Annotated in this window: 28 protein-coding genes and 1 pseudogene; 8 read left to right on the forward strand and 21 right to left on the reverse strand. The window is 38.7% G+C overall.

Annotated elements, in window-relative coordinates:
* Positions 1 to 19: 19 nt before the first annotated feature.
* The gene (locus tag BMMGA3_RS13545) at positions 20 to 700 is read right to left on the reverse strand and encodes a GNAT family N-acetyltransferase (RefSeq protein WP_003349598.1); all 681 of its coding nucleotides are present in this window, start codon (positions 698 to 700) and stop codon (positions 20 to 22) included.
* Positions 687 to 1565 carry a carbon-nitrogen hydrolase family protein gene (locus BMMGA3_RS13550; protein ID WP_003349597.1) on the reverse strand — a complete coding sequence of 293 codons (879 nt, stop codon included), beginning with the start codon at positions 1563 to 1565 and terminating at the stop codon, positions 687 to 689. The genes BMMGA3_RS13545 and BMMGA3_RS13550 overlap by 14 nt, the downstream gene beginning before the upstream one ends.
* 239 nt (positions 1566 to 1804) lie before the next feature.
* Between BMMGA3_RS13550 and BMMGA3_RS13555 the strand changes: the two genes are divergently transcribed.
* Positions 1805 to 2794 (forward strand): potassium channel family protein, encoded by a 990-nt coding sequence (locus tag BMMGA3_RS13555; RefSeq protein ID WP_003349596.1) that lies wholly within the window; start codon positions 1805 to 1807, stop codon positions 2792 to 2794.
* On the opposite strand, the gene BMMGA3_RS13560 is transcribed toward BMMGA3_RS13555, so the two are convergent.
* The 3 genes from BMMGA3_RS13560 to BMMGA3_RS13570 form a co-directional block, all read right to left on the reverse strand.
* Positions 2791 to 3198: a YugN-like family protein gene (locus tag BMMGA3_RS13560; protein WP_003349595.1), complete on the reverse strand. Its 408-nt coding sequence runs from the start codon at positions 3196 to 3198 to the stop codon at positions 2791 to 2793. The genes BMMGA3_RS13555 and BMMGA3_RS13560 overlap by 4 nt on opposite strands.
* A gap of 97 nt (positions 3199 to 3295) precedes the next feature.
* Complete coding sequence (locus BMMGA3_RS13565) at positions 3296 to 4645, reverse strand: glucose-6-phosphate isomerase (protein ID WP_003349594.1); 1350 nt, start codon at positions 4643 to 4645, stop codon at positions 3296 to 3298.
* Between the two features lie 106 nt (positions 4646 to 4751).
* Complete coding sequence (locus BMMGA3_RS13570) at positions 4752 to 5915, reverse strand: iron-containing alcohol dehydrogenase (protein ID WP_038502288.1); 1164 nt, start codon at positions 5913 to 5915, stop codon at positions 4752 to 4754.
* Between the two features lie 167 nt (positions 5916 to 6082).
* On the opposite strand from BMMGA3_RS13570, the gene BMMGA3_RS13575 reads away from it, so the two are divergent.
* Positions 6083 to 6316, forward strand: coding sequence for a DUF378 domain-containing protein (locus tag BMMGA3_RS13575; RefSeq protein WP_003349590.1), 234 nt, complete (start codon positions 6083 to 6085; stop codon positions 6314 to 6316).
* 65 nt (positions 6317 to 6381) lie between these two features.
* On the opposite strand, the gene BMMGA3_RS13580 is transcribed toward BMMGA3_RS13575, so the two are convergent.
* The 4 genes from BMMGA3_RS13580 to BMMGA3_RS13595 all read right to left on the reverse strand — a co-directional run bounded on the left by BMMGA3_RS13580 (position 6382) and on the right by BMMGA3_RS13595 (position 10208).
* Positions 6382 to 7575, reverse strand: a complete 1194-nt coding sequence (locus BMMGA3_RS13580) for an ornithine--oxo-acid transaminase (protein WP_003349589.1) — start codon at positions 7573 to 7575, stop codon at positions 6382 to 6384.
* Between the two features lie 293 nt (positions 7576 to 7868).
* Positions 7869 to 8273 carry a S1 domain-containing post-transcriptional regulator GSP13 gene (gene yugI, locus BMMGA3_RS13585; protein ID WP_003349587.1) on the reverse strand — a complete coding sequence of 135 codons (405 nt, stop codon included), beginning with the start codon at positions 8271 to 8273 and terminating at the stop codon, positions 7869 to 7871.
* 268 nt (positions 8274 to 8541) lie between these two features.
* The gene (locus BMMGA3_RS13590; RefSeq protein ID WP_003349586.1) at positions 8542 to 9708 is read right to left on the reverse strand and encodes an aminotransferase; all 1167 of its coding nucleotides are present in this window, start codon (positions 9706 to 9708) and stop codon (positions 8542 to 8544) included.
* A complete protein-coding gene (locus tag BMMGA3_RS13595; protein WP_003349585.1) occupies positions 9708 to 10208 on the reverse strand; it encodes an Lrp/AsnC family transcriptional regulator in 501 nt (166 codons plus the stop codon). The genes BMMGA3_RS13590 and BMMGA3_RS13595 overlap by 1 nt, the downstream gene beginning before the upstream one ends.
* 164 nt (positions 10209 to 10372) lie before the next feature.
* Here BMMGA3_RS13595 and BMMGA3_RS13600 point away from each other — a divergent pair, with 164 nt between their 5' ends.
* Positions 10373 to 11200: an alpha/beta fold hydrolase gene (locus BMMGA3_RS13600; RefSeq protein ID WP_003349584.1), complete on the forward strand. Its 828-nt coding sequence runs from the start codon at positions 10373 to 10375 to the stop codon at positions 11198 to 11200.
* Between the two features lie 133 nt (positions 11201 to 11333).
* On the opposite strand, the gene BMMGA3_RS13605 is transcribed toward BMMGA3_RS13600, so the two are convergent.
* The 4 genes from BMMGA3_RS13605 to BMMGA3_RS13620 all read right to left on the reverse strand — a co-directional run bounded on the left by BMMGA3_RS13605 (position 11334) and on the right by BMMGA3_RS13620 (position 14033).
* On the reverse strand, positions 11334 to 12113 hold the full coding sequence (locus BMMGA3_RS13605) for a TerC family protein (RefSeq protein ID WP_003349583.1): 780 nt from the start codon (positions 12111 to 12113) through the stop codon (positions 11334 to 11336).
* Between the two features lie 328 nt (positions 12114 to 12441).
* On the reverse strand, positions 12442 to 13005 hold the full coding sequence (locus BMMGA3_RS13610; RefSeq protein WP_003349582.1) for a superoxide dismutase family protein: 564 nt from the start codon (positions 13003 to 13005) through the stop codon (positions 12442 to 12444).
* A 102-nt stretch (positions 13006 to 13107) separates the two neighbouring features.
* Entirely contained in the window at positions 13108 to 13320 is a 213-nt protein-coding gene (locus BMMGA3_RS13615) for a hypothetical protein (RefSeq protein ID WP_003349581.1), read from the reverse strand.
* A gap of 125 nt (positions 13321 to 13445) precedes the next feature.
* Positions 13446 to 14033, reverse strand: a complete 588-nt coding sequence (locus BMMGA3_RS13620) for a peptidylprolyl isomerase (RefSeq protein ID WP_003349579.1) — start codon at positions 14031 to 14033, stop codon at positions 13446 to 13448.
* 256 nt (positions 14034 to 14289) lie between these two features.
* Between BMMGA3_RS13620 and BMMGA3_RS13630 the strand changes: the two genes are divergently transcribed.
* Together BMMGA3_RS13630 and BMMGA3_RS18830 are read left to right on the forward strand one after the other, a co-directional pair.
* Entirely contained in the window at positions 14290 to 14685 is a 396-nt protein-coding gene (locus BMMGA3_RS13630; RefSeq protein ID WP_003349577.1) for a kinase-associated lipoprotein KapB, read from the forward strand.
* Positions 14667 to 14765: pseudogene (locus BMMGA3_RS18830) on the forward strand (proton-conducting transporter membrane subunit); the annotation flags it as partial. The gene BMMGA3_RS13630 and the pseudogene BMMGA3_RS18830, both read left to right, overlap by 19 nt.
* A gap of 4 nt (positions 14766 to 14769) precedes the next feature.
* Here the strand turns inward: BMMGA3_RS18830 and BMMGA3_RS13635 are convergent.
* Positions 14770 to 15147, reverse strand: a complete 378-nt coding sequence (locus tag BMMGA3_RS13635; protein ID WP_003349575.1) for a hotdog fold thioesterase — start codon at positions 15145 to 15147, stop codon at positions 14770 to 14772.
* A gap of 75 nt (positions 15148 to 15222) precedes the next feature.
* The gene (locus BMMGA3_RS13640; RefSeq protein WP_003349573.1) at positions 15223 to 15828 is read right to left on the reverse strand and encodes a DedA family protein; all 606 of its coding nucleotides are present in this window, start codon (positions 15826 to 15828) and stop codon (positions 15223 to 15225) included.
* Between the two features lie 235 nt (positions 15829 to 16063).
* Between BMMGA3_RS13640 and BMMGA3_RS13645 the strand changes: the two genes are divergently transcribed.
* Entirely contained in the window at positions 16064 to 16477 is a 414-nt protein-coding gene (locus tag BMMGA3_RS13645; RefSeq protein WP_237712886.1) for a YuzC family spore coat inner layer protein, read from the forward strand.
* Between the two features lie 95 nt (positions 16478 to 16572).
* Here BMMGA3_RS13645 and BMMGA3_RS13650 read toward each other — a convergent pair whose 3' ends face one another.
* From BMMGA3_RS13650 to BMMGA3_RS13660, 3 genes are all read right to left on the reverse strand, one after another.
* Positions 16573 to 16788, reverse strand: coding sequence for a hypothetical protein (locus BMMGA3_RS13650; RefSeq protein ID WP_003349570.1), 216 nt, complete (start codon positions 16786 to 16788; stop codon positions 16573 to 16575).
* A 267-nt stretch (positions 16789 to 17055) separates the two neighbouring features.
* Positions 17056 to 18558, reverse strand: a complete 1503-nt coding sequence (locus BMMGA3_RS13655; RefSeq protein ID WP_003349569.1) for a leucyl aminopeptidase — start codon at positions 18556 to 18558, stop codon at positions 17056 to 17058.
* 60 nt (positions 18559 to 18618) lie between these two features.
* Positions 18619 to 18999, reverse strand: coding sequence for a DUF309 domain-containing protein (locus tag BMMGA3_RS13660; RefSeq protein ID WP_003349568.1), 381 nt, complete (start codon positions 18997 to 18999; stop codon positions 18619 to 18621).
* A 143-nt stretch (positions 19000 to 19142) separates the two neighbouring features.
* Here BMMGA3_RS13660 and BMMGA3_RS13665 point away from each other — a divergent pair, with 143 nt between their 5' ends.
* Positions 19143 to 19622, forward strand: coding sequence for a divergent PAP2 family protein (locus tag BMMGA3_RS13665; protein ID WP_003349567.1), 480 nt, complete (start codon positions 19143 to 19145; stop codon positions 19620 to 19622).
* Between the two features lie 9 nt (positions 19623 to 19631).
* A complete protein-coding gene (locus tag BMMGA3_RS13670) occupies positions 19632 to 20414 on the forward strand; it encodes a cobalamin-binding protein (protein ID WP_003349566.1) in 783 nt (260 codons plus the stop codon).
* A gap of 129 nt (positions 20415 to 20543) precedes the next feature.
* Here the strand turns inward: BMMGA3_RS13670 and BMMGA3_RS13675 are convergent, their stop codons facing one another.
* From BMMGA3_RS13675 to BMMGA3_RS13685, 3 genes are all read right to left on the reverse strand, one after another.
* Positions 20544 to 21257, reverse strand: a complete 714-nt coding sequence (locus BMMGA3_RS13675; protein WP_003349564.1) for a 3D domain-containing protein — start codon at positions 21255 to 21257, stop codon at positions 20544 to 20546.
* A gap of 176 nt (positions 21258 to 21433) precedes the next feature.
* A complete protein-coding gene (locus tag BMMGA3_RS13680) occupies positions 21434 to 21757 on the reverse strand; it encodes a YuiB family protein (protein ID WP_003349563.1) in 324 nt (107 codons plus the stop codon).
* A gap of 95 nt (positions 21758 to 21852) precedes the next feature.
* Positions 21853 to 22344, reverse strand: a complete 492-nt coding sequence (locus tag BMMGA3_RS13685) for an NUDIX domain-containing protein (RefSeq protein ID WP_003349561.1) — start codon at positions 22342 to 22344, stop codon at positions 21853 to 21855.
* Between the last annotated feature and the right edge of the window lie 53 nt (positions 22345 to 22397).

Raw genomic sequence — 22397 nt, forward strand, 5'->3', positions numbered from 1 at the left:
TCCTCCAATGCAAAATTTTTTATTTAAATGGATTTTTCCATTCCATTAATGCAGCATATCCGCATGATTCTTCGTCTTCCAGATAATTTTCCACAACCCCGATCGGCATTCGGCCACATCGCAGCAAGAAAGTAATAACAGGATCTTTTAATTCTCCCTTGACAACTGCTTGCAAATACTCACTAGCTGACATTTCATCCGCTTTCTTGTGATAGCCGGGCATCCGTCCGCCGCCGAGCAGCCTGTCAAGCCCTTTTTGAATCACGACATGGTACATTGACTGCATCATTATTTTTCCAAGCCCGAGCTTTCTGTATTTAGGCCGGACACTGATATCAACAATGTACAAAGTATTTCCATTTGGATTATGATTGCGGATATAGCCGTTATCGGTAACTTCTTCCCACGTGTGGTTCGGATGTTCAGGGTCAAAATCAGTTATTAGGCCTGTGAGAGACCCTGCTAACTCGCCATTCACTTCGATGCACAATGCCCCCTCAGGGAACAAGGTGACATGATTTTTCAACTGTTCCTTATTCCACCATAACTCTGATGGAAACGGCGGAGGAAAGCATTCTGATTGAATTTGAATAAGGTCATCAAAATCTTCCTCTGTATAGTTGCGAACTACAGCCGGCAAAGGGCGATCTTGATCATAAACATATATTTCACTGCGGTAAATAATGTTACGATCCTTCAACTTCGTTCACCTCCCAATCCGGGTAAAGATCAGTTCTGCGGTCGCGCCAAGTTGTAACAGATCCCCGCTCGCGCACTTTGTACAGAAGATCTAAATCAAGATCAGCTGTAATAATCATATCGTCGTTTATTTCACCTTCTGCCAAAATTCCTTTTGGCGGGAACGGAATATCATTCGGTGTAATAATAGCTGCCTGTCCGAAATTCGCGCGCATAAAATCAACAGTCGGCAAGGAGCCGATTGTTCCAGTTACAACGACATACACTTGATTTTCTATTGCTCTTGCATGGCTAGTGTAGCGCACACGGTGGAAGCCATGGCGGTCATCCGTACAAGATGGGCAAAAGATAATATCCGCTCCTTTTGCCTTTGCCATCCGGACGATTTCCGGAAATTCAATATCATAACAAGTAAGGAGGGCAATTTTTCCCTTCTCTGTGTCAAAGATGCGGAAATCTTCACCAGGCGCCATATTCCATTCATTAACTTCCGTTGGAGTGATATGCAGCTTTGCCTGTTCTTCTATTCTTCCGTCCGGATAAAATAAATGAGCTACATTATAGAGGCGGTCATTTCTGCGAATGACATGGGTGCCGCCAATAATATGCGTGTTTGTTTCTTTAGCGAAGTTTGAAAAAAGAGTTCGGTATTGCTCCGTGAAATCAGGTAATTTGTCAATTGGCAGCCCTCTTCCATCCTTGCTTCCGATCGATAAAAGCTGCGTCGTAAAGAATTCAGGAAAAAGAATAAATTCCGCATCAAATTCCTGAGCGGTTTTTATATAATGTTCGCATTGTCTTGCGAACTCATCAAACGAATTTATTGTATGCAAATGATATTGAACGGCTGAAACCCGAATTTTCAACTCAATCCCCCCTATATGGATTCTAATTATCATATTATTTTCTATATTGTGATTATGAGACATTTTTTTCATTATCACAAGTACTGACTTTTGTGTTATATGGTTACAAAAAAGTAACTACCTTTTTTAACGAACTGTCAAGGCACAAGACTTATCATGGGAAGGAACAATCATAAGCGTATTTCAAATTACAGATATGTTAATAATGGTCGAAGAATACTTGTTTTGAGGTGAAAAGTGTGTCCCGGCGTTTTTATGCAAATTTCTTGCGACTTCCAATTGTATTACGAACCCTTTTCTTGGCATTATCGGCCATCATCTTTTTTGGCGCCCTGATCCATATAATTGAGCCCTCAACATTTCCGTCCATTTTTGACGGAATCTGGTGGGCAATTGTCACGACATCAACAGTCGGATACGGTGACTTTGCCCCCGAAACAATTCCAGGACGAATAGCCGGAATATTTTTAATCCTGACAGGGGCAGGGTTTTTGTCATTTTTCTTTGTGAATTTAGCTACAGCAACTGTTACAAGGCAAAACGCATATTTTGAAGGAAAGGTGGCATTCAAAGGAATGGGGCATTTAATTATCATCGGATGGAACGAGCGTTCAAGAGAAATTATCGATCATTTATCGAACGGCGGACCTAATAAACAAATTATTTTAATTGACGAAACTCTTGAATCAAATCCAATGCCAAGCAAACTTCATTTTGTAAAAGGAAGAGCCAATCTGGATGAAACTTTAATAAAAGCAAACATTTTTAAAGCAGAAAAAGTGTTAATTACGTCTGACCAACATAAAGATGAATTGCATGCCGATATGTTCTCAATTCTTACCCTTTTGACGATTAAAGGATTATGTCCCTCTGTTCATTGTATTGTTGAAGTGTTGACAACTGAACAGATGGCCAATGCAAAGCGTGCCGGAGCTGACGAAATTATTCAATCGAACGTCCTGACTAGTTTTGTGATGGTGAATAGCATAACAGCTAAGAGAAAAATTCCATCAATAATAGAACTGCTGCGCCAGCTTGATGGAGGAAAACTGACTTTATCTGCAGCGGCCGACAATTTAATCGGCAAATCCTTCAAAGAGGCTTCCTCATTATTATTGGCAGAAGGAATTTTGATCGTTGGAATAAAAAGAGGAGAGGAAACTTTTGTAAACCCCTCCCATCCGTTTATTATTTCTAAAGATGATCAATTGCTGGAAATTATTCGTTAATCAAATAATAAAACAGATTCTAATTCATTCACGAGCGACTTTCCAATATTAACATATTTTTCTGGAAAGCCAGCATCCTTATCGACTGGTTCCGAAAATTGGTTAAAAGATGCAAAAGTATTTCCAACAATAGCATGATCATCCAGCCCGCTCTCGTATAAATGAGAAAGCAGATAAGGCCTGCCTACCATCACAGTGCAGCCATGGGAATCAAGCTGACCATCAATCGCTCTAAACGGAATCCTTAAAAATTGATACCCTGCTTCATCATCAATTTTATAATCAAATGAACCATGATCATAATCCCAGTTGCCGCCAATCGAATATCCGAGAGGCTTTAATAACTGTTCAAGCTTGTACAGTTCAAAATGTTTTCCTTCTATCCTTGAAGAGATTTCATACATTGTTTTCCCACCTTTCCTAACATATTCTTTAGTTTTTCCTTTAAAAAATTTTTTAATAAAAAAAGTGCTGACACTAAAAGTCAGCACTCTATTATCGTTATTTCAAGCGTTTTTCAAGCTCCGCTTTTTTCTCTTCAAAGCCAGGTTTTCCGAGCAAGGCAAACATGTTTGCTTTATAAGCTTCAACTCCAGGCTGATCAAATGGATTAACGCCAAGCAAGTATCCGCTCATCGCACATGCCTTTTCAAAGAAGTACACTAAATAACCGAATGTATATTCATCCAACTGCGGAATGGAAACAACAAGGTTAGGCACTCCTCCATCTGTATGCGCAAGCAATGTTCCTTCGAATGCCTTGTTATTAACGAAATCAACGGTTTTGCCGGCAAGGTAATTCAAGCCATCAAGGTCGGTTGCTTCTTCTTCAATCGTTAATTCATGGCGCGGCTTTTCAACTTTTAGGATTGTTTCAAATAAATCGCGCCGGCCTTCCTGGATATATTGGCCTAATGAGTGAAGGTCCGTTGAGAAATTTGCTGAAGCCGGGAAAATGCCTTTTTGGTCTTTCCCTTCGCTTTCGCCAAATAATTGTTTCCACCATTCTGCAAAATATTGAAGGGCAGGTTCGTAGTTAATAAGCATTTCAATTGTTTTGCCTTTATTGTAAAGAATGTTTCTTACTGCAGCATACTGATAAGCAAGGTTTTCTTCAAGCTCTGATTTTCCGAAATCCACTCGTGCCTGGGCTGCCCCTTTCATCATCGCTTCAATATCGGCTCCACTGACTGCAATAGGAAGAAGACCTACAGCAGTCAACACAGAGTAGCGTCCGCCTATGTCGCCAGGAATAACGAAAGACTCATATCCTTCTTCATTGGCAAGAGTTTTTAGAGCTCCTTTTGCTATATCTGTGGTTGCATAAATGCGTTTGCGCGCCTCTTCCACACCATATTTTTCCTGAAGCAATTTACGGAAAATCCGAAATGCAATCGCTGGTTCCGTAGTCGTACCTGATTTGGAGATGACATTGATGGAGAAATCCTTTCCTTCCAGCAGGTCCATGATGTCTTTCATATAAGTGGAACTAATATTATTTCCGACAAACAAAATTTGCGGGGTGCTTCGTTTTTCTTTCGGCAGGGCGTTATAAAAGCTGTGCTGCAGCATTTCAATTGCTGCTCTGGCACCTAAGTACGAACCGCCGATACCGATCACTAATAATACATCTGAATCACTTTTTATTTTTTCCGCCGCTTTTTGAATACGGGCAAACTCTTCTTTATCATAATCAACCGGCAGATCAATCCAACCTAAAAAATCACTCCCTGTTCCGGTTTTTTCATGCAGAGAATGATGAGCTACCTTTACCATATCTCTTAAGTATGTAAGTTCATGTTCACGAAAAAACCCAAGGGCTTTCGAGTAATCAAAGCGAACGTGCGTCATATCTGACCCTCCGATAAATTATTTACAACTTCACTTTATCGAATGCTTTCTTGTTTATCAAGAACATAAAAGAGAATACCCCGGAAAAATAACGGTCTTTAAAAGATTATAAAGATGCGCGATAAATAGCTAGAATATCTTCGCGAGTTAATTTTTTGAAGTTGCCAATTTCACCTTCCAACATTACTTTATCAGCCATTTCTTCAAGTTTGCTGTCATCAATGCCATAATCCGCTAACCGTGCAGGGGCGCCAATGCTGTTCCAGAACTCCCGTAATTTTTCAATACCTTCGAGTCCAACTTCTTCGTCTGTTTTTCCTTCAGGATTCACACCGAAAACACGAAATGCGAGCTGTTTAAAACGCTCTGGTTTTACTTTCAAATTATGTTTCATCCAGTTAGGGAAAAGGATGGCTAAGCCGCCGCCATGAGGGATATCATAAACAGCTGATACAGCATGCTCAATTTTGTGTGTTGCCCAATCCCCGCGGAAACCCATTGAAAGCATTCCGTTTAATGCCATTGTACCGCAATAAAGAATCGTTGACCTGTGTTCATAGCTTTCAAGATTTTCAAGCAATTTCGGTGCAGCTTCCATCACAGTTATCAATAAAGATTCACACATGCGATCTTGAAAAGGAGTATTCTCCTCTGGATGGAAATAGTGTTCAAATACATGCGACATTATGTCCACGATTCCAAATACAGTTTGATCTCTTGGAACCGTATATGTATTTTCAGGCTCAAGTATGGAGAACTTCGGAAATACTGCCGGGCTTGACCAGGCACGTTTTTCGTTTAATTCCCAATTAGTGATAACAGATCCGGAATTCATTTCCGATCCAGTTGCTGCAAGTGTTAAAACTGTGCCGAAAGGAAGAGCTTCTTTCACTTTGGCATTTTTAATTACGAAATCCCATGGATCTCCTTCATATTTCACTCCGGCAGCAATTGCTTTCGTACAGTCAATGACACTTCCGCCGCCAACTGCAAGGATAAATTCGATTCCTTCTTTCTTACATATTTCTACACCTTTCCGGACAGTAGAAATTCGCGGGTTTGGCTCAACTCCTGATAGTTCAAAAATTTCCGCATTGATTTCTTCTAAATAATTAACAACTCTGCCGTAAAGGCCATTTCGCTTTATACTGCCTCCACCGTATACAAGAAGGACTTTTTTTCCATATTGAGGAATTTCAGTTTTTAGCTGCTCCAATTGGTTGCTTCCAAAAATTAATTTTGTAGGATTCCAATATGTAAAATTCTCCATAAATGATCAACCTCCTTAATCTAATTATACGCTCTTTTCTAAAAGAATGTTGCTTTTTGAAAACTCATGAAACATTGTTGCAATTCAATTATATATTCTATAATGAATATTTTCGAAAAAGATGTATCAACCTAAAGACGAATCTATTTCAAAAGGAGGACTCTAATATGAGCGCCATTCAACGAATTGCATTAGTTCTTACGATTATTGGAGCTATTAACTGGGGGTTAATCGGCTTTTTCCAATTTGATTTAATCGCAGCTATGTTTGGTGGACAAGATGCTGCCCTATCAAGAATTATTTACGGTTTAGTAGGAATTGCCGGTCTAATTAATCTCGGTCTCCTGTTTGTTCCTAACGAACGAGAAGATGAAGCTGCAGAAGCAAGACCAACAAGGTAAAAGGGCAAAAGAACCTTACTCAAGAGAGGCAAGGTTCTTTTATTTTACTATAAACCGAAATGCTTTTAACTTAATACTTTTTTGATCCGTTCAATTGCCCAATCCAACTCTTCTTCGCTAATAACAAGCGGCGGCGCAAAACGAATAACCGTGTCATGAGTTTCTTTGCAAAGCAATCCTTCATCTTTTAATTTCTCGCAATATTTGCGGGCGGATTCATGAAGCTCCACTCCAATAAATAAGCCGCGTCCGCGAATTTCTTTAATAACAGGATTTTTAATTTCCTGCAGCTTGCCGATGAAATACTTTCCAAGTTTTAATGAACGATCTGCAAGATTTTCATCCACTAAAACATTAAGCGAGGCTATTGAAACAGCACAAGCCATCGGATTTCCGCCGAATGTTGATCCGTGGGAACCAGGAATAAATACTCCGAGCACCTCTTTGTTGGCAACCACGCAAGAAATTGGAAATACTCCTCCTCCTAAAGCTTTGCCGAGAATATACATATCTGGCTCAACATTTTCCCATTCACAAGCAAACATTTTTCCTGTACGTCCAAGACCGGTTTGAATTTCGTCAGCAATAAATAACACATTGTTCTCTTTGCAAACTTTAAAAGCTTGTTTTAAAAAGCCTTCCGGTGGAATAATGATCCCTGCTTCCCCTTGAATAGGTTCAATTAAAAACGCAGCTGTATTCGGTGTAATCGTTTTTTTCAATGCATCAATGTCACCGTAAGGGATTAATTTAATTCCAGGAAGCATTGGACCAAAGCCGCGTTTGTATTCTTCTTCAGAAGACAATGAGACAGCAGTCATTGTACGCCCATGAAAGTTTCCGGCACATGCGATAATTTCCGCCTGATTATCAGCGACCCCTTTTACATCATAGGCCCAACGGCGCGCAGCTTTAATTGCAGTTTCTACAGCTTCCGCACCTGTATTCATTGGAAGAGCCATTACTTTATTTGTTAATTTACAAACCTTTTCATACCATGGGCCAAGCTGGTCATTATGGAAAGCACGGGATGTAAGTGTTACTTTGTCAGCCTGGTCTTTTAGCGCTTGAATGATTTTTGGATGTCGATGCCCTTGATTCACCGCTGAATAAGCACTAAGCATATCCATATATTTATTGCCTTCAGGATCTTCCACCCAGACACCTTCTGCTTTCGAAATGACGATAGGGAGGGGATGGTAATTATTAGCACCATATTTTTCAGTCTGTTCAATTAAAAGTTCCGTTTTTGTCTTCACTTTCTTTCCTCCAATTCTTGCGAAAATAGCGATTACATTTCCATTTTAACGGAGAAACTTCTGTGATAAAAGACTCCCCCTTTTTTACAAGTTTAATTAAAAAAGAGGACTGGCTCAAACAACCATTCCCTGAAAGACACCTCGATAGATGATTCCTATAGAAAAGACACCGAATAAAAAGCAAAGGGCCAGACTCCTCCGATACAACATATAGACAATATATTGTCATAGTTGGAGGAAATCAGACCCTTATGAATCAGCCTCTAAATGAAAAACCGGAAATTCCTGCTTTCTTACCCTTTTATTAAATCATCGTGCTGGGATTGTTCAATCCACTCTTCAAGCTTTTCTTTTAGTGTATTAAATCCTTGTGAAGTGTCACTCTGAGTATACTGTTGAATCGCTGCTTGGCGCTTGCGCGGTTTTCTTCGTGCTGCAGCTGCCGGGGCAGAAGCCTCATCTGTTGCCCGGATCGATAGTCCGATTTTTCCTGCTTCTTCATCAACTGAAAGCACTTTTACTTTCACTTCGTCTCCGACCTTCAAATGCTCGTTCACATCTTTCACATAGCCGTGTGTGATTTCTGAAATATGGACTAACCCCTGGGTATTTTCATCCAACGCAATAAAAGCACCATATGGTTGAATTCCGGTAACCTTACCAGTCAATATACTTCCTACTTCAATTTTCTCAAACATAAAAACACTCCTAAAATTAGTTGTTTACCCATCCCTCTTATACGCAATAAAATATTATATCACATTTGGCGCCTATTATCAAAAATTGGATAATCATAAAGTTAAATAAAAAGCGAGGCAGGAGCCTCGCTTTTTGGGAAATATTTTTCTTACCCATGAATAAAAAAGAGAAAGAATGGATATCCTTATTATATAAGGCTTTCTAGTATTCCCCCCTTTTTTATGCTGACAACCGAATTCGGTTGTCTTTTTTTATCGATTTTCTTTATCAAAGACTATTTAGAAACCTTTTGATTCGCTTAATGGCCTCTTGAAGATGTTCCATCGAAGACGCATATGAACAGCGCACATGCCCTTCACCGCTTTCACCGAACACATTCCCAGGAACAACGGCTACTTTTTCCTTTATTAATAATTGCTCCGCAAACTGTTCTGAAGTCAACCCAGTACTTTCAATAGATGGAAAGGCATAAAAAGCGCCTCCCGGGATATGGCAATCCAAACCAATTTCATTTAGGGATTGAACAAAATAATTGCGGCGTCTACGGTAACTTTTCTTCATTTCTTCTACATCATTTCTGCCATTTCTTAAGGCTTCTATTGCTGCATATTGCGCCATCGTTGGCGCACACATCATAGTATATTGATGAATTTTCAGCATTGCAGCCGATAATTCTTCCGGAGCGCACACAAATCCAAGCCGCCATCCAGTCATTGCAAAGCCTTTAGAAAAACCTGAAATTAACAGTGTCCTTTTTCTCATTTCTGGAATGGCTGCCATGCTGGTAAATTCTTCATCATACGAAAGTTCAGCATAAATTTCGTCCGAGATAATCAAAAGATCGTATTTTTCCGCAATCCGGCCAATTTCCTCCAGATCGCTTTTCGACAACATTGTACCTGTCGGGTTATTCGGTGAACAAATCATAATTGCCTTCGTTCTATCGCTGATTGCAGCCTCTATTTGGAAAGGCATGATCTTAAAGTCGTTCTCCTTTAAAGATTGAACATGAATTGGGGTTCCGCCGGCAAGGGTAACGAGCGGTGCATAGGAGACGAAGCTCGGTTCGACAACAATTACTTCATCTCCAGGGTCAATAATCGCTCTTAACGAGATGTCTAACGCCTGGCTCCCCCCGACCGTCACAATAATTTCTGTCTTTGGAGAATATTGAACACCAAAATATTTATACATATATTGGCTAATTTCTTCACGAAGCTCTAAGAGCCCCGCGTTAGCTGTATAAGATGTGTAACCTTGTTCAAGCGAAAGAATTGCCGCTTCCCTTACCGACCATGAAGTGACAAAATCCGGTTCTCCTACTCCGAGGGAGATGACACCTTCCATTCCGGCAGCCAGATCAAAAAAACGGCGGATTCCAGAAGGCTTAAGTTGATCAACTGTTTTTGACAAATATGTTTTCGTTTGTTCCATCATGGCGACACCACGATTCTTTTATCATCATCTGTTTGTTCAAAAATCGTTCCATCATGCTTATATTTTTTCAAGATAAAATGTGTGGTTGTAGAAATGACTGAATCCAAAGTTGACAGCTTCTCCGATACAAAACGAGCCACTTCATTCATTGAGCGTCCTTCAATAACAACAGAAAGATCATAGGCTCCTGACATTAAATAAACAGACTTTACCTCTTTAAACCGGTAAATTCGCTCAGCAACTTCGTCGAAGCCAACGCCTCGCTTTGGAGTAACCTTTACATCGATCATGGCAGTTACCCCTTCATGCCCATCAACTTTTGACCAGTCAATGACAGTTGGATAGCTGACAATTACTTTTAATTCTTCCAATTTTGCAACAATCTTATTCGTTTCTTCAGGGTCAAGACCCGCCATTTTTGATAGATCTTCAATCGAAATGCGCGCATTCTTTTCCAAGATCTCGACAACTTCCAGCTCTTTTTCAGTTAATTTCATAGGAAACCCCTCTCAATCTATTCGTTGAAATAATTACATTATAGCAAAAATTCAGTTTTATATTGCAGTACCTTTTATTTATTTTCTATGAGTGGAGTTAAAAATTGAGGGAAAAATAAAGGACAGTTCTATATGAAAAGAAGTTTGCAGGAGTGAAGGTTAGAATGAATAGATCCATTTTTAAAGACAGCAGGAACATTAATGGAATAGATGTTTATTATGAATATTATCGCAATGAGCAACCAAAAGAAACAATCGTATTGCTGCACGGTTTTCTTTCGTCTACTTTCAGTTTTCGCAGACTGATTCCGCTGTTAAACGAAGATTTCAATGTAATCTCTGTGGATCTTCCCCCTTTCGGAAAAAGCGGAAAATCTTACAGTTTTATCTATTCTTATAAAAATATTGCACAAACAGTAATCAGTCTTTTAGAATCACTTGATATTAGCAAGGTAACTGTGATCGGCCATTCCATGGGAGGGCAAATTTCCCTAAAAATTGTCTCGCTCCGTCCAGATTTAGCCCAAAAAGCAATTCTGCTTTGCAGCTCTGCTTATTTGAAGCGTTCAAAACTGCCGCTGATTTTATCAAGCTACATTCCTTATTTTCATTTATATGTAAAACTATGGCTCATCAGGTCAGGGGTAAGGTATAACTTGCAGCAAGTGGTGTATGATCACTCATTAATTGATGAGGAAATGATGTACGGCTACATGAAGCCGTTCTTAGAGGAAGATATCTTCAAAGCATTAACAAGGATGATCAGAGACAGGGAAGGCGACCTTCATTCAACCGCCTTAAAGAAAATTGAAACCCCATGCTTATTAATTTGGGGCGAGCATGATAAAGTGGTTCCTCTTACTGTAGGAAAAAGGCTGACAAACGAATTAAAGAATTCTAAGCTTGTTGTTCTAAAAAATGCAGGGCACCTTTTGCCGGAGGAACGACCGGAAGAAGTGCATCAACATATTAAAGAATTTATTTTTAACTAAATTGATTTTTTATGCTTATACATGTATTTGCGTATAACAGCTGAATTTTTCCGTCGGGGTTGACTCAAAAGGAAAGGGCCAGACCCCTCAAAACTAAGGGAGTCAGGCCCATATGAGACAGCCTCGTTTTTCGTTATGAAGCCTTTGTTTCTTTTTCAATGGACGGTTTTTCTTTAGAAAAGATCCATCCGCAAGCTGCAATCAGGATTAAAATGACATAGAAAGTAATTTTCCATTCAGGTGATTTTGCAAAATTTTCAGGCAACACACTAAGTGCGGGATGGGATAAAGTATAGACAGCCAGCTTAACGCCCACCCATCCGACAATGAGAAACGCAGCAATTTCTAAACCTGGACGCTTTTGCAGCAATTCAACAAAGATATTTGCCGCAAATCTTATAATAACTAAACCGATCATTCCACCTGCAAAGATTACAAGAAACTTTCCTCCGTCCAATCCTCCGATATGTGGAATCGGAGTGTTTGGCAAAGTTACAGCAAGTGCAACTGCAGCTAATATGGAATCTACCGCAAATGCAATGTCTGCTAATTCCACTTTAAAAACAGTCGTCCAAAATCCAGAGGATTTTTTAACCTCTTTCTGATCCTCCTGATTGGTTTTTCCTTTTAAAACTTTACGGAAAATATGATTAATTGCCATAAATAACAGATAAATCGCACCGATTGCCTGAACCTGCCATACATCAACAAGAAACGAGATTGCAAATAGCGATGTGAACCGGAAAACAAACGCGCCGGCAAGCCCATAAAATAACGCTTTTTTCCGTTCCTCTTCTGGCAAATGTTTTACCATAATCGCCAGCACCAATGCATTATCGGCTGCCAAAAGCCCTTCTAAAGCAACAAGCACAACTAAAACCCATCCGTATTCCATTAACAGCGATAAATCCATGTAGAGTATCCTCCTTTGTAACTATTATTTTTTCAAAAATCCCTTCATGCCTTTTCATGATGCAAAAAGGCCTTTACCAAGATCCGGTAAAGGCCTCAAAAATATAAAAAGACCTTTACCGCGCAGTAAAGGTCTTGCTAGCAACGTATCATGTTGCCAATAAAGCCGGAGATATGAATCTCGAAATGACGACTTTATTGTACAGCTACTCCCCTTTAAAAGAAAATATTTGATTATTTTAACTCTATAATGAAGTTTCAAAAATGTCAACCATTATTTTTGCACATGTTGCGTCAAGACTTATTAAGATTCTCTGTGTAATTCGAATTTACTGTTCACCTTGTTTGTCGTCTTGGGCTTTTTTCTGTTCTGTTTGTCCTTTGTCCATAGAAATTTTTCCACACGCAATCCTAGATCCTGAGTCTCCAGCAGGCTGAGTCATCCCATCATCTTTTCCTTCGTGTATGACAATTGAAGTTCCCTCCTTCGTAAACAAGGAAGTTTTTCCATTTTGCAATGTAATCTGCGGAGCCATGATTTCGGCCTTAACCTTTCCGTCATCTTCAACAATCAAATTTGGAAGATCTCCGGCATGAGATCCTTTCGGATGCAGCAAGCCATGCTGTTTATTATCAGGATTAAAATGATTGCCAGCGGATTTAAAATCTGGCGGCTCACATTTGCCTGTTTCATGAATGTGCATTGCATGCTCACCTGGTGGAAGCCCATCAAGATTAACCTTCAATTTAACCCCTGAAGCCTGTTCCGTTATTTTTATTTTTCCAAGCGAATCGCCTACGGTGTTGAACATTTCAACGTCAACACTTTTAGGATTCTCCTCTGCACATCCCACCAAAAGGAACACTAGAATGATCATCCGTCCTATTTTCATGCGAATTTTCCTCCATTAAGGCAATTTGTCTCTATTTTTGCCATATTCATAAATGCTTAAACAAACTCCCACCTGCCATTTGCAGGATAAAAAAAGAACAGCTTATTTAGCTGTTCCATTTTGATCATTCTGTTCTAATATTCGTTTTTCCAGTTCTTTGCTCTTTTCTGCTTCCTTCCTGGAATGGATGACGATGATGCGAAATGTAATAATGCATGCAATAAAAAAGATCATAAAAGAAATTGCAGCCGGTATATACTCTGACTTATCTTCCGGGAAATATAAAAACAGTGATAAAACGTACCATTGAATCATATCGTTTCTTCCTTTCTGCTATATTAGCAGTGGTTCATCAACATATTATAACAATTTTTTTTGACTTCACCAACTGTTAAAGAGCAGACTACATTCATTTTCCCGGCGTGCAACTCAAATTTTCATTATTTTAAAACGGTAATTTTTTCAATAACTACGTCTTCTTTTGGTTTGTCATTAGGCCCCGTTGGAGTGTTAGCGATTTTATCCACAACATCCATACCTTCTATAACCTGTCCAAAAACAGTATGGCGAAAATCAAGCCATGGTGTTCCACCATTTTCATAAGCTTCAATAATTTCCTTTGGATAGCCCGCTTGTTCCATCTGGCTCTTCAGGCCCGGATCGACTGAGCTGTTCTGAACAATAAAAAATTGGCTTCCGTTCGTATTCGGACCTGCATTTGCCATTGATAATGCACCGCGGATATTAAATAACCGATCTGAGAACTCATCTTCAAAAGGATGGCCATAAATACTCTCTCCTCCGGTTCCGTTTCCTTTTGGATCCCCTCCCTGAATCATAAAATCTTTAATGACACGATGAAAGATTAAGCCGTTATAATAGCCGTTTTCGCTGTGGGTAATAAAGTTTTCTACAGTTTTTGGGGCATATTCAGGAAAAAGCTTGATTTTAATTGCCCCCATGGAAGTTTCCATTTCCACTAATCTTTCATTTTCCAAAACTTCTTTTGATAACTGAGGATAAGCCACTTTTCCATTCCCTTCTTTCTTTTCAGTTTTATTGCTGTCTTGTGTTTGGGACCATCTGTTTTATTTTCAAGGGGGTTTTTAATCCCTTTTAGAACTAAGTCCCCACATGCGGCCAATAATAGCACAACAATAAATAAATAATCAACTAATCGCAGCCTCATATTTCATTACATTTGCACTAAAATTTAAAGACAATCTCCTTTCTTTAACAAATTACTGTTTGTTAAACTAAGAAATATGGAAGGAGTGAAAACTGATGAACGAACTAAAAATTGGTGATAAAGTTACCGCCATCTATAAAACGGGCAAATATATCGGTGAAATAACTGATATCCGTCCCCAGCATTTTTTAGTCAGAATTTTGGCGGTCCTAAAACATCCAATGCAAGGGGACTTGCATCAACCGAAAGAAGCAGAAGTTGTTTTTTTTCACGAACGACGCGCCCTCGCATACAGGGAACAAACAAACGTACCAAAGCAAATGGTCAAGCTATATGTCGGTGAAATACCTGATTATACAGATTCATTAAAAGCAGCAGTAGAGAAAATGAAAGAAGAACTGCTTGAGGACGGATCTGCCTGGGCACAGCGAAGCTTAAAAAATATTGAGACATTAGAAAAAGACTATTTTAAATCTTTGTTCCTGGATTGATCTGTATTCTTTTAGGAGCTTTTACAAAATCCGCTCAATTTCCGCTGCAAATATGGCTTCCCGATGCGCTGGAAGCCCCTTTGCTTAATTTTTTTTGATTATTGCTACTGTACACCTCGAGATACAAATAAGTTTTTCCTGTTCATCAACAATTTTGATGTCCCAAACCATTGTTGTTTTGCCTCTATGTAATACCTGTCCATGTGCGGTAACGAACCCATCTGTTTTTGGGCGCACATGATTGGCGTTAATTTCAAGTCCGGCAACTGCCTCTGTTTCCTTATCCACAAGTTCATATGCTCCAATACTGGCAACAGTTTCCGCCAGAGCAACAGAGGCTCCTCCATGAAGTAATCCAAATGGTTGTTTTGTCCGTTCGTCAACGGGCATCGTCGCTGTTACTTTGCCTTTTTCAAGCGTGGTAATCTGAATTCCTAATGCATGAATTAAAGTATTTTTCATCTCCACTTCAATTCCCTCCTAATTTTGGTGAGAGTTATCAGATTCAGTAATATTGCCATCAATCAAAATATCTCTTTAAAAGGACTGCTCGTACATTTTCTGCTTTCTTTTCTTATATATCTTTACAATCACGAAAATAGTAAAAGAAATCCCAACAAAGATTAGAAATTCTTTTCCATAATGCATAATTGCATCGATATGATCCCCAAATAAATATCCCAATGTGAAAACGACTGACAACCACATGAAAGCTCCAATATAAGCAAAAAAAGCAAATGCCTTAAACGACAGCCTGCTGGAGCCATATATAAATGGAACAAAATTCCGAACCCCTGGCAAAAAGTAGCTGAATAAAAGAGAGTAAGAATGATATTTTTCTATTAGATTCAAAGAAACTGAAATGGAATGGGCAAACGTCTTCCACTTTTCTAAAAAACGAAGCAATGGCCTCCCTAAAAAACGACCTAATAAATAAATTGTAGTTAACGCAAACAAAATTCCTGCATATGTAACAGTGAAAGTTAAGAATGGATTAAAAACTTTCATGGAAGCAGCGAAACCGACTGTCATAATAATTACTTCATTAGGGACCGGCATTCCAAATATCCCTAGCCATAGCCAGAAAAAAAGCCCGATATATCTGCCTTCTTCAATGATATTTAAAATAAAATCAAGATCCATGCAGTGTTCCTCCTTTTCGGGAACTGCCTAACTATAAAAAATTGGTTTCTATAATTTCGATGTTCTCTTCCCATTTTCCTTTATAAATTATTGATTCTGATTCCAATATGTTCAAATAAAATTTGAATCATTTCGACTGGAACAAATTTTTCCAAAGGAGGATTGAATGTGGATAAGTTCGGTTGAATATATTGATTAAGGTGCAACGGCAAGAATAAATGAAAAGGGGATGATGATGATGATGTACCCCTACTACAACAAAAACAATTTCTATTCGAATTCTTACTATTATCCATATGTATTTCCATATGTCCAATATCTCTCCAATTATGACCGGCCATATCCTTACCGAATATATCCTCCAGTAAACCCAAATTTGCTGATGGGTTCTGCGAAACAAATGAAGATCATTATGAGAGATGCACTCCGTATAATTGATAAAATTTCAGTCTCTAAACAATTCGCGCACGATTTAATGAATGCTGCCCAAGAATCCAAAACAGAAGTGGTAAAAAGTTTGATTCTTTCAACTGGTGTAATTAGAATGCCGGTCTTGAAATTCAATCCCGACGGCCTTTATATGCGATTCGAAGGCAAATTTGATAATGTTGACTGTTGCCATTTGGTTTTGCAATTAAGATGGATTTAAAATAACTAATAAAATAGTTGCAGTGATGTCTGGGCGATGGAATGGCCATATAAACAGCTCTCTGCGACAGAGAGCTGTTTAGCCATTTATTAATATTAGTATGGATATCCGCCTCCATATCCATAATAAGGCTGGTTGTAAGGATATGGCTGGTAAAAAGGATATGGGGGAAAGTATGGACGGGGATAAAAAAGTGCTCCTGCTGCAAGTCCTCCTGCAAGTCCTCCTAAAAGTCCTCCAAGGAATGGTCCTCCAAAGAAAAATCCTCTATTGCCTGGTCCAAAATACGGAGTTCTGTAATTATAATTCATCCGGGTAACCTCCTTTTCATTCTGCGCTGCCCTACATTACTACATATGCATTTGTACCAATTTTTGAGTGGGCAAATGGACAGAATTTATCCATACTTCCATAAATTGGAGTGTTATATAAATTTGAACAAAGTGTAAACGACAAAATTTCATGAATCAGAACATAATTCAGGGGCTGACTCGTAAAATCAGCCCCTTCGTAATTGTTTTACATTTTCAAAAAAATTTAATGATTCAAGAAGAAAAGAAGCAAGGCTTATCGTGGTTTTATAGTGTTTCAAACCGCTCAACAAACAATGCAAGTGTTCGCGTCATGACACCTGTTGCACCTGTTGGCCCAAGGTCATGCTCCTTATTCGTCGTTGCTGTTCCGGCAATATCTAAGTGCACCCATGGAGTGTCTTCTGCAAATTCGCCGATAAAGGCTCCTCCCATAATTGCATGGCCTTCTCTTCCAGGGGAGTTATTTAAATCTGCAATTTTGCTGCTTCGTACTCTTTCTTTATCTCGCTCAAAGAGTGGAAGGCGCCAGATCGGTTCACCTGCTTCATACGATGCTTCGAGAACTTGTTCAAAAAATGCTTCGTTGTTTGTCAACGCACCTGTTGTTTCTGTACCAAGGGCAATAATGACCCCGCCTGTAAGAGTGGCTACATCCACTAAATAATCTGCACCTTGATGCTTCGCATATGTCACTGCGTCAGCCAAAGCGAGACGTCCTTCAGCATCAGTATTTAACACTTCAATCGTTTTGCCGCTCATCGAGGTAATCACATCGTCTGGTTTTAATGCTGAACCACTTATCATGTTATCGGTCGATGGAATCACTGCCACTACGTTTTTTTCCGGTTTCAACTCTCCGATGATTTCCATTGCGCCTAGAACTGCAGCAGCTCCACCCATATCGGTTTTCATGCCGACAATTCCATCTTTCGGTTTTAGCGAGTATCCGCCAGTATCAAAAGTAATTCCTTTGCCGACAAGTCCAATCACATCTTTCCACTCGTCTTTGCCTTGATATTTCAAAACAATCAATTTCGGAGGTTCAGCGGAACCTTGATTTACGGCTAAAAGCGCTCCCATACCGAGCTTTATCATATCTTCTTTCTCTAATATTTCTACTTCAAAGTTATACTTTGCAGCTAGTTCTTTTGCATAGTTTGCCATATCTGTTGCAGTAAGTTTATTGCCCGGCGTATTTACAAGCGTGCGTGCTGAATTTGTTCCTTTTCCATATGCATATCCTACCATTAGTGAAGCTCTGATTTCATCCTCATCCGCTGCATTTGCATAAACAGTAATAGTTTCAAGATTGACTTCAGGTTCATTAGATTTCTGTTTATACCCTTCAAATTGATAGGTCGAAAGTGCAATTGCTTCACTCACAGCATGGGCGGCATCTTGAAGTTCGACTGTCTCTGCTGTAAATGAATCAAGAAAAATCGCCGTTTCACGCAGCTTCGCATCCTTTATTTTCTTAAAGGTTCGTCCAAATGCTTGTCTAAGAAATTCAAAGCTAAAATTTGTTTCATTTCCTAGCCCGACAAAAATTAATCTTTTTGCCCCAGTTTTTCCAAAAGTATGTATGACTGAAATAGCTTTTTTCTTTGCAGAAATATCCCCGCTTTTTTCCAGTTCTGTTAATTGGCCTTCAAAAAACTTGTCTAAATCTGCCAGTTTTTCACTAAATTTTGTTGGCTTATCAAATAATCCTATTACGAGGCTCTCATGTTTATTTGCAAAATCAAATTCTTTTTCCACTTTAAACATTCATTTCACCCCTAAATCATATGTTTTATTATATCGAAAAAATAAAGATATTTCGAATTTCTAAACATCTTGTAAATATAAATACAGATTCGGAAGTTTTGAAAGAGAACTTATTTTGTTATATGGGACCTTGTCAATTTCTTCTGGTATAATAAGTAGACATTGTTCGATAAAATCATTGACCTCTTCCAAATTTAATCCCCAATAAAACGGGCGATATTTCTGCAAATAATTATGGGCTGCTTTCATCATGAGACGTGCCCCTTTTACATTTCCATATTCATAATGATAGATGGCAACACTCATTTGCAGCAAACCTTTTAGAAATAAATTACCCTTATCAGTCATCCACATCTCTTCTATGAGATCGTGGCATGTATAGTAGTCACCTTCATTGAAACTGACAAAAAATTCGTAATACTGGATGGGGTAATTGTTCATTATAAATCCCCCTTCCAAAAGGTATATTAACAAAAAAGATCGAATGTAATATGATCAATCATATCAAACTTTATTATAATGTTTCATGTTTTATGTTTACCAATCAGGTTAAAAGATGAAAAAACAAAAGGTGGTTACTTTTAATGGGATTATTATCCAATTTTCCTTTATTCGCCTCAATCGCAGCGATTTTTTTCGCACAATTTCTTAAAGTGCCCATCCAGTTTATTGCAACAAGGAGACTTGACTGGTCGCTCTTGACAAGCACAGGCGGTATGCCAAGCTCCCATTCGGCAGCTGTCACTGCTTTATCAACAGGGGTTGCGCTTGAAACTGGCCTCAATTCCGTCTTTTTTGCTATTTCAACCGTTTTTGCAATTATAACAATGTTTGACGCTACCGGGGTCCGCAGACAGGCAGGCGAACAAGCAATCGTCTTAAATAAACTTGTAGACGATTTTAACAAGTTAGTCGAAGATGCAAAAATCTGGAAACAGAAACCAGAAGAAACGAAACGAAAAAAATTAAAAGAACTGTTAGGCCATAAACCGATCGAAGTTTTTTTTGGCGGGTTGACAGGCATCGTTTTAACACTGCTTTTGCACTTTATTATTTCGAAATAGGTGATACAAATGAGAATTATTTCCTTATGCCCAAGCAACACTGAAGTTCTTGGATACTTAGGTCTGGCTGATCAGCTAATAGGAGTTGATGATTTCTCGGATTGGCCTAAATCGGTTCATCATTTGCCGAGACTTGGCCCTGACTTATCCATTGATATAGATATGGTGGAAAAGTTAAACCCTGACCTTGTTATCGCTTCATTAAGTGTACCCGGAATGGAAAAGAACGTGGAAGAGCTAAATAAACGGAAAATACCTCATATTATATTAAATCCACAGAGTCTTTCTGACATTCAAAATGATCTTGTATTAACGGGAAAAGCTTTAAATGAACCAGAGAGAGGACTAGAAGCGGCAAAAAAATTCCAAACAAGCATTGAAGACCTAAAAAGAAAAGCAGGAACCATTCAGGAAAAACGACCCTCTCTTTACTGGGAATGGTGGCCGAAACCTGTTTTCACACCCGGTAAGTTGAACTGGCTGACAGAAATAAGCGAATTAGCAGGCGCAACAAATTTATTTAAAGATATCGAATTAGCCAGCGTACAAACAGATTGGCAAGATGTTTATGAACGAAACCCGGATTATATATGCCTTGCCTGGGTAGGTGTCCGGACGGAAAAAGTGAAACCAGAAATCTTGTTAAAACGCCCGGGATGGAGGGATTTAAAAGCGATAAAGAAAGGCAATGTCTTCGTTTTAGAAGAACAACTATTTTGCAGACCCTCTCCCCGGCTTTTGGAAGGAGCCAAAAAACTGCTATCTCTTCTAACTGATAAACTAACTGAATAGCAAAAAGGCTGATTCATACGCAAAGGGTCAGACCCCTCCAATACAAATAATTTAATATTGTTGGAGGGATCTAGACCCTTATGAGTCAGCCCATTTCTTATTTATGTAAATCCATTTAAGAATATCATTCTACTTTCTTTCCGTTTTGGTGTATTGATGGCGAAAAACTTGCATTGATTCGTTTTCATTCAGTTTTATTAAATCCTGCTCAGTCAGCGTTCCATCTCCAAGCTTTACGATATAAACATCAAGAGTTTGCTTACCCCATTGGTTATAAACATCATCCACGGTTTCATAATAAAGATCGACTTTGTTCCCTTTAATTGCCCCGCCTTTATCTGCTACTACTCCAAAGCCATATCCCGGGACAAAAAGAATTGTTCCAATTGGGAATACATTTAAGTCTGCCGCTACTGTAGAGAATAAATCCCGTTTTACCTTTACACCTGAATAGGTAATCCCATATCCAGGGTGATTAGGATTTTTCCCAGTAGATTCATACCCGGCTGTATATCCTGTAGCAACAACGGTTTTCTTTGGATATTGCGACCAGTCAATCTCTTTTTCCAGCGATGGCCGATTTCCCGCCGCCGCTTTACTGGATGAGATTTTCAGTTTATGTTGGGCAATCCTATTCATAAATTTTAAGGCGTGTCCAACCGATTTTATTTCATGATCATGAAAAGTACTTTCAGCTTCCTTATGCTGTCCATTGCCAGAGAACATTAATGAAACAATCGATTTTGCTTTCACACCGGAAAATGATTGAAATGTCGTTAATAGCGCTGCTGAAAATAGTACGGACATCATGAAACGTCTCATCCATTTTTTTGTGATATTCATAAAAATTTTTTCACTCCTCCCAAGACTATTTATCTCCAATAATTTCGATAAATATTCATCTTAGGAGGAACTTATCTAGAAGACTTATCCATCATGGTGGATAATATACCATGGAGGTTTTAGTCAAAAAAGCAGGAAAATGTAAAAAAGCTTTCACATAGACGGTGAAAACTTTTCTAGAACATTCGATATCCTTTTTTCCTAAGCAGTTTGATCGTAATACCTGCAACAATAGCACCTGCAAAGCCGCTGCTTAAAATTAATACATCAGCGATCGCAAGATGAGAAAATCGTCTTCCTAATTCAGCGAATGCTTTCTTGAAGTTTGTAAAATACTCAATAAACCTGACATCATCAATAATAAAGATCGCAACAATTGGATAAATAATCGCCATAATCCATGACATTCTCAGCAGCATATTTAACAAAAAACCAATTCCAAAAAATAAGACAAAAAATAAAAGCATTGATATGATTAATGTTACAATTGTCATTTCCATCGGTTATTCCTCCCTCAAGCCGTCAACTTTTAGTGTACTAAACTGGACTTTAGGGAGTCAATTTTATTCTTTATTATTCTTAAATTTTAAGAAAATTACAAAAATAATTTATAAGATGTATAGCCAAATTGATCTCCTGGATGAACCCCATCGATTAATGGTTTTGCGGAATTTTCTGATAAATCCAAAAGATATTGAAGAAGAACAGAGGTTTCATTGGTTTGACTAAGCAGTTTCTCTGGATTTATAAACTTTGCATCGAGCAGTTCATCCTCCTGTATTTTAATCGTTTGTTCTTCTTTCAGCTCAAGTAAAAAAAGAATCATATTATCACTTATTTCTCCTCTAATTACTCCTGTACGCAAGCCTATCATCCCGATTAATTCGCACTTTATCCCTGTTTCCTCGAATACTTCACGGATGGCTGCTTCATCGGCCGTTTCATTCGCATCTACAAAACCTGCAGGCAAGGACCATTTCCCTTTAAGTCCACCGTACTTTTTCTTAACTACAAGCCATTCCCCTGCTTTGTTCTTTACCAAACCTGATACTCCAAGCCAAACATTACCCCTTTTATTTTCTCCCATGTAGACACCTCTTTTTGTGCTTTTCACATATATTTTAACAAAAAAAGAGCAGA

The sequence above is a fragment of the Bacillus methanolicus MGA3 genome, assembly GCF_000724485.1.
GTDB classification, from domain to species: domain Bacteria; phylum Bacillota; class Bacilli; order Bacillales; family Cytobacillaceae; genus Bacillus_Z; species Bacillus_Z methanolicus_A.

Bases quoted from the DNA above. Each gene is read 5' to 3' on its own strand.
- BMMGA3_RS13595 (WP_003349585.1), bottom strand. From the start codon at position 10,208: ATGAAATTAACTGAAAAAGAGCTGGAAGTTGTCGAGATCTTGGAAAAG.
- BMMGA3_RS13590 (WP_003349586.1), bottom strand. From the start codon at position 9,708: ATGGAACAAACGAAAACATATTTGTCAAAAACAGTTGATCAACTTAAG.
- yugI (WP_003349587.1), bottom strand. From the start codon at position 8,273: ATGTTTGAGAAAATTGAAGTAGGAAGTATATTGACTGGTAAGGTTACC.
- BMMGA3_RS13565 (WP_003349594.1), bottom strand. From the start codon at position 4,645: ATGACGCACGTTCGCTTTGATTACTCGAAAGCCCTTGGGTTTTTTCGT.
- BMMGA3_RS13675 (WP_003349564.1), bottom strand. From the start codon at position 21,257: ATGAATATCACAAAAAAATGGATGAGACGTTTCATGATGTCCGTACTA.
- BMMGA3_RS13640 (WP_003349573.1), bottom strand. From the start codon at position 15,828: ATGGATCTTGATTTTATTTTAAATATCATTGAAGAAGGCAGATATATC.
- BMMGA3_RS13615 (WP_003349581.1), bottom strand. From the start codon at position 13,320: ATGATTCAATGGTACGTTTTATCACTGTTTTTATATTTCCCGGAAGAT.
- BMMGA3_RS13665 (WP_003349567.1), top strand. From the start codon at position 19,143: ATGGGATTATTATCCAATTTTCCTTTATTCGCCTCAATCGCAGCGATT.
- BMMGA3_RS13680 (WP_003349563.1), bottom strand. From the start codon at position 21,757: ATGGAAATGACAATTGTAACATTAATCATATCAATGCTTTTATTTTTT.
- BMMGA3_RS13570 (WP_038502288.1), bottom strand. From the start codon at position 5,915: ATGGAGAATTTTACATATTGGAATCCTACAAAATTAATTTTTGGAAGC.
- BMMGA3_RS13670 (WP_003349566.1), top strand. From the start codon at position 19,632: ATGAGAATTATTTCCTTATGCCCAAGCAACACTGAAGTTCTTGGATAC.
- BMMGA3_RS13600 (WP_003349584.1), top strand. From the start codon at position 10,373: ATGAATAGATCCATTTTTAAAGACAGCAGGAACATTAATGGAATAGAT.
- BMMGA3_RS13655 (WP_003349569.1), bottom strand. From the start codon at position 18,558: ATGTTTAAAGTGGAAAAAGAATTTGATTTTGCAAATAAACATGAGAGC.
- BMMGA3_RS13645 (WP_237712886.1), top strand. From the start codon at position 16,064: ATGATGATGTACCCCTACTACAACAAAAACAATTTCTATTCGAATTCT.
- BMMGA3_RS13660 (WP_003349568.1), bottom strand. From the start codon at position 18,999: ATGAACAATTACCCCATCCAGTATTACGAATTTTTTGTCAGTTTCAAT.
- BMMGA3_RS13685 (WP_003349561.1), bottom strand. From the start codon at position 22,344: ATGGGAGAAAATAAAAGGGGTAATGTTTGGCTTGGAGTATCAGGTTTG.
- BMMGA3_RS13575 (WP_003349590.1), top strand. From the start codon at position 6,083: ATGAGCGCCATTCAACGAATTGCATTAGTTCTTACGATTATTGGAGCT.
- BMMGA3_RS13560 (WP_003349595.1), bottom strand. From the start codon at position 3,198: ATGTATGAAATCTCTTCAAGGATAGAAGGAAAACATTTTGAACTGTAC.
- BMMGA3_RS13610 (WP_003349582.1), bottom strand. From the start codon at position 13,005: ATGAAAATAGGACGGATGATCATTCTAGTGTTCCTTTTGGTGGGATGT.
- BMMGA3_RS13630 (WP_003349577.1), top strand. From the start codon at position 14,290: ATGAACGAACTAAAAATTGGTGATAAAGTTACCGCCATCTATAAAACG.
- BMMGA3_RS13605 (WP_003349583.1), bottom strand. From the start codon at position 12,113: ATGGATTTATCGCTGTTAATGGAATACGGATGGGTTTTAGTTGTGCTT.
- BMMGA3_RS13635 (WP_003349575.1), bottom strand. From the start codon at position 15,147: ATGAAAAATACTTTAATTCATGCATTAGGAATTCAGATTACCACGCTT.
- BMMGA3_RS13650 (WP_003349570.1), bottom strand. From the start codon at position 16,788: ATGAATTATAATTACAGAACTCCGTATTTTGGACCAGGCAATAGAGGA.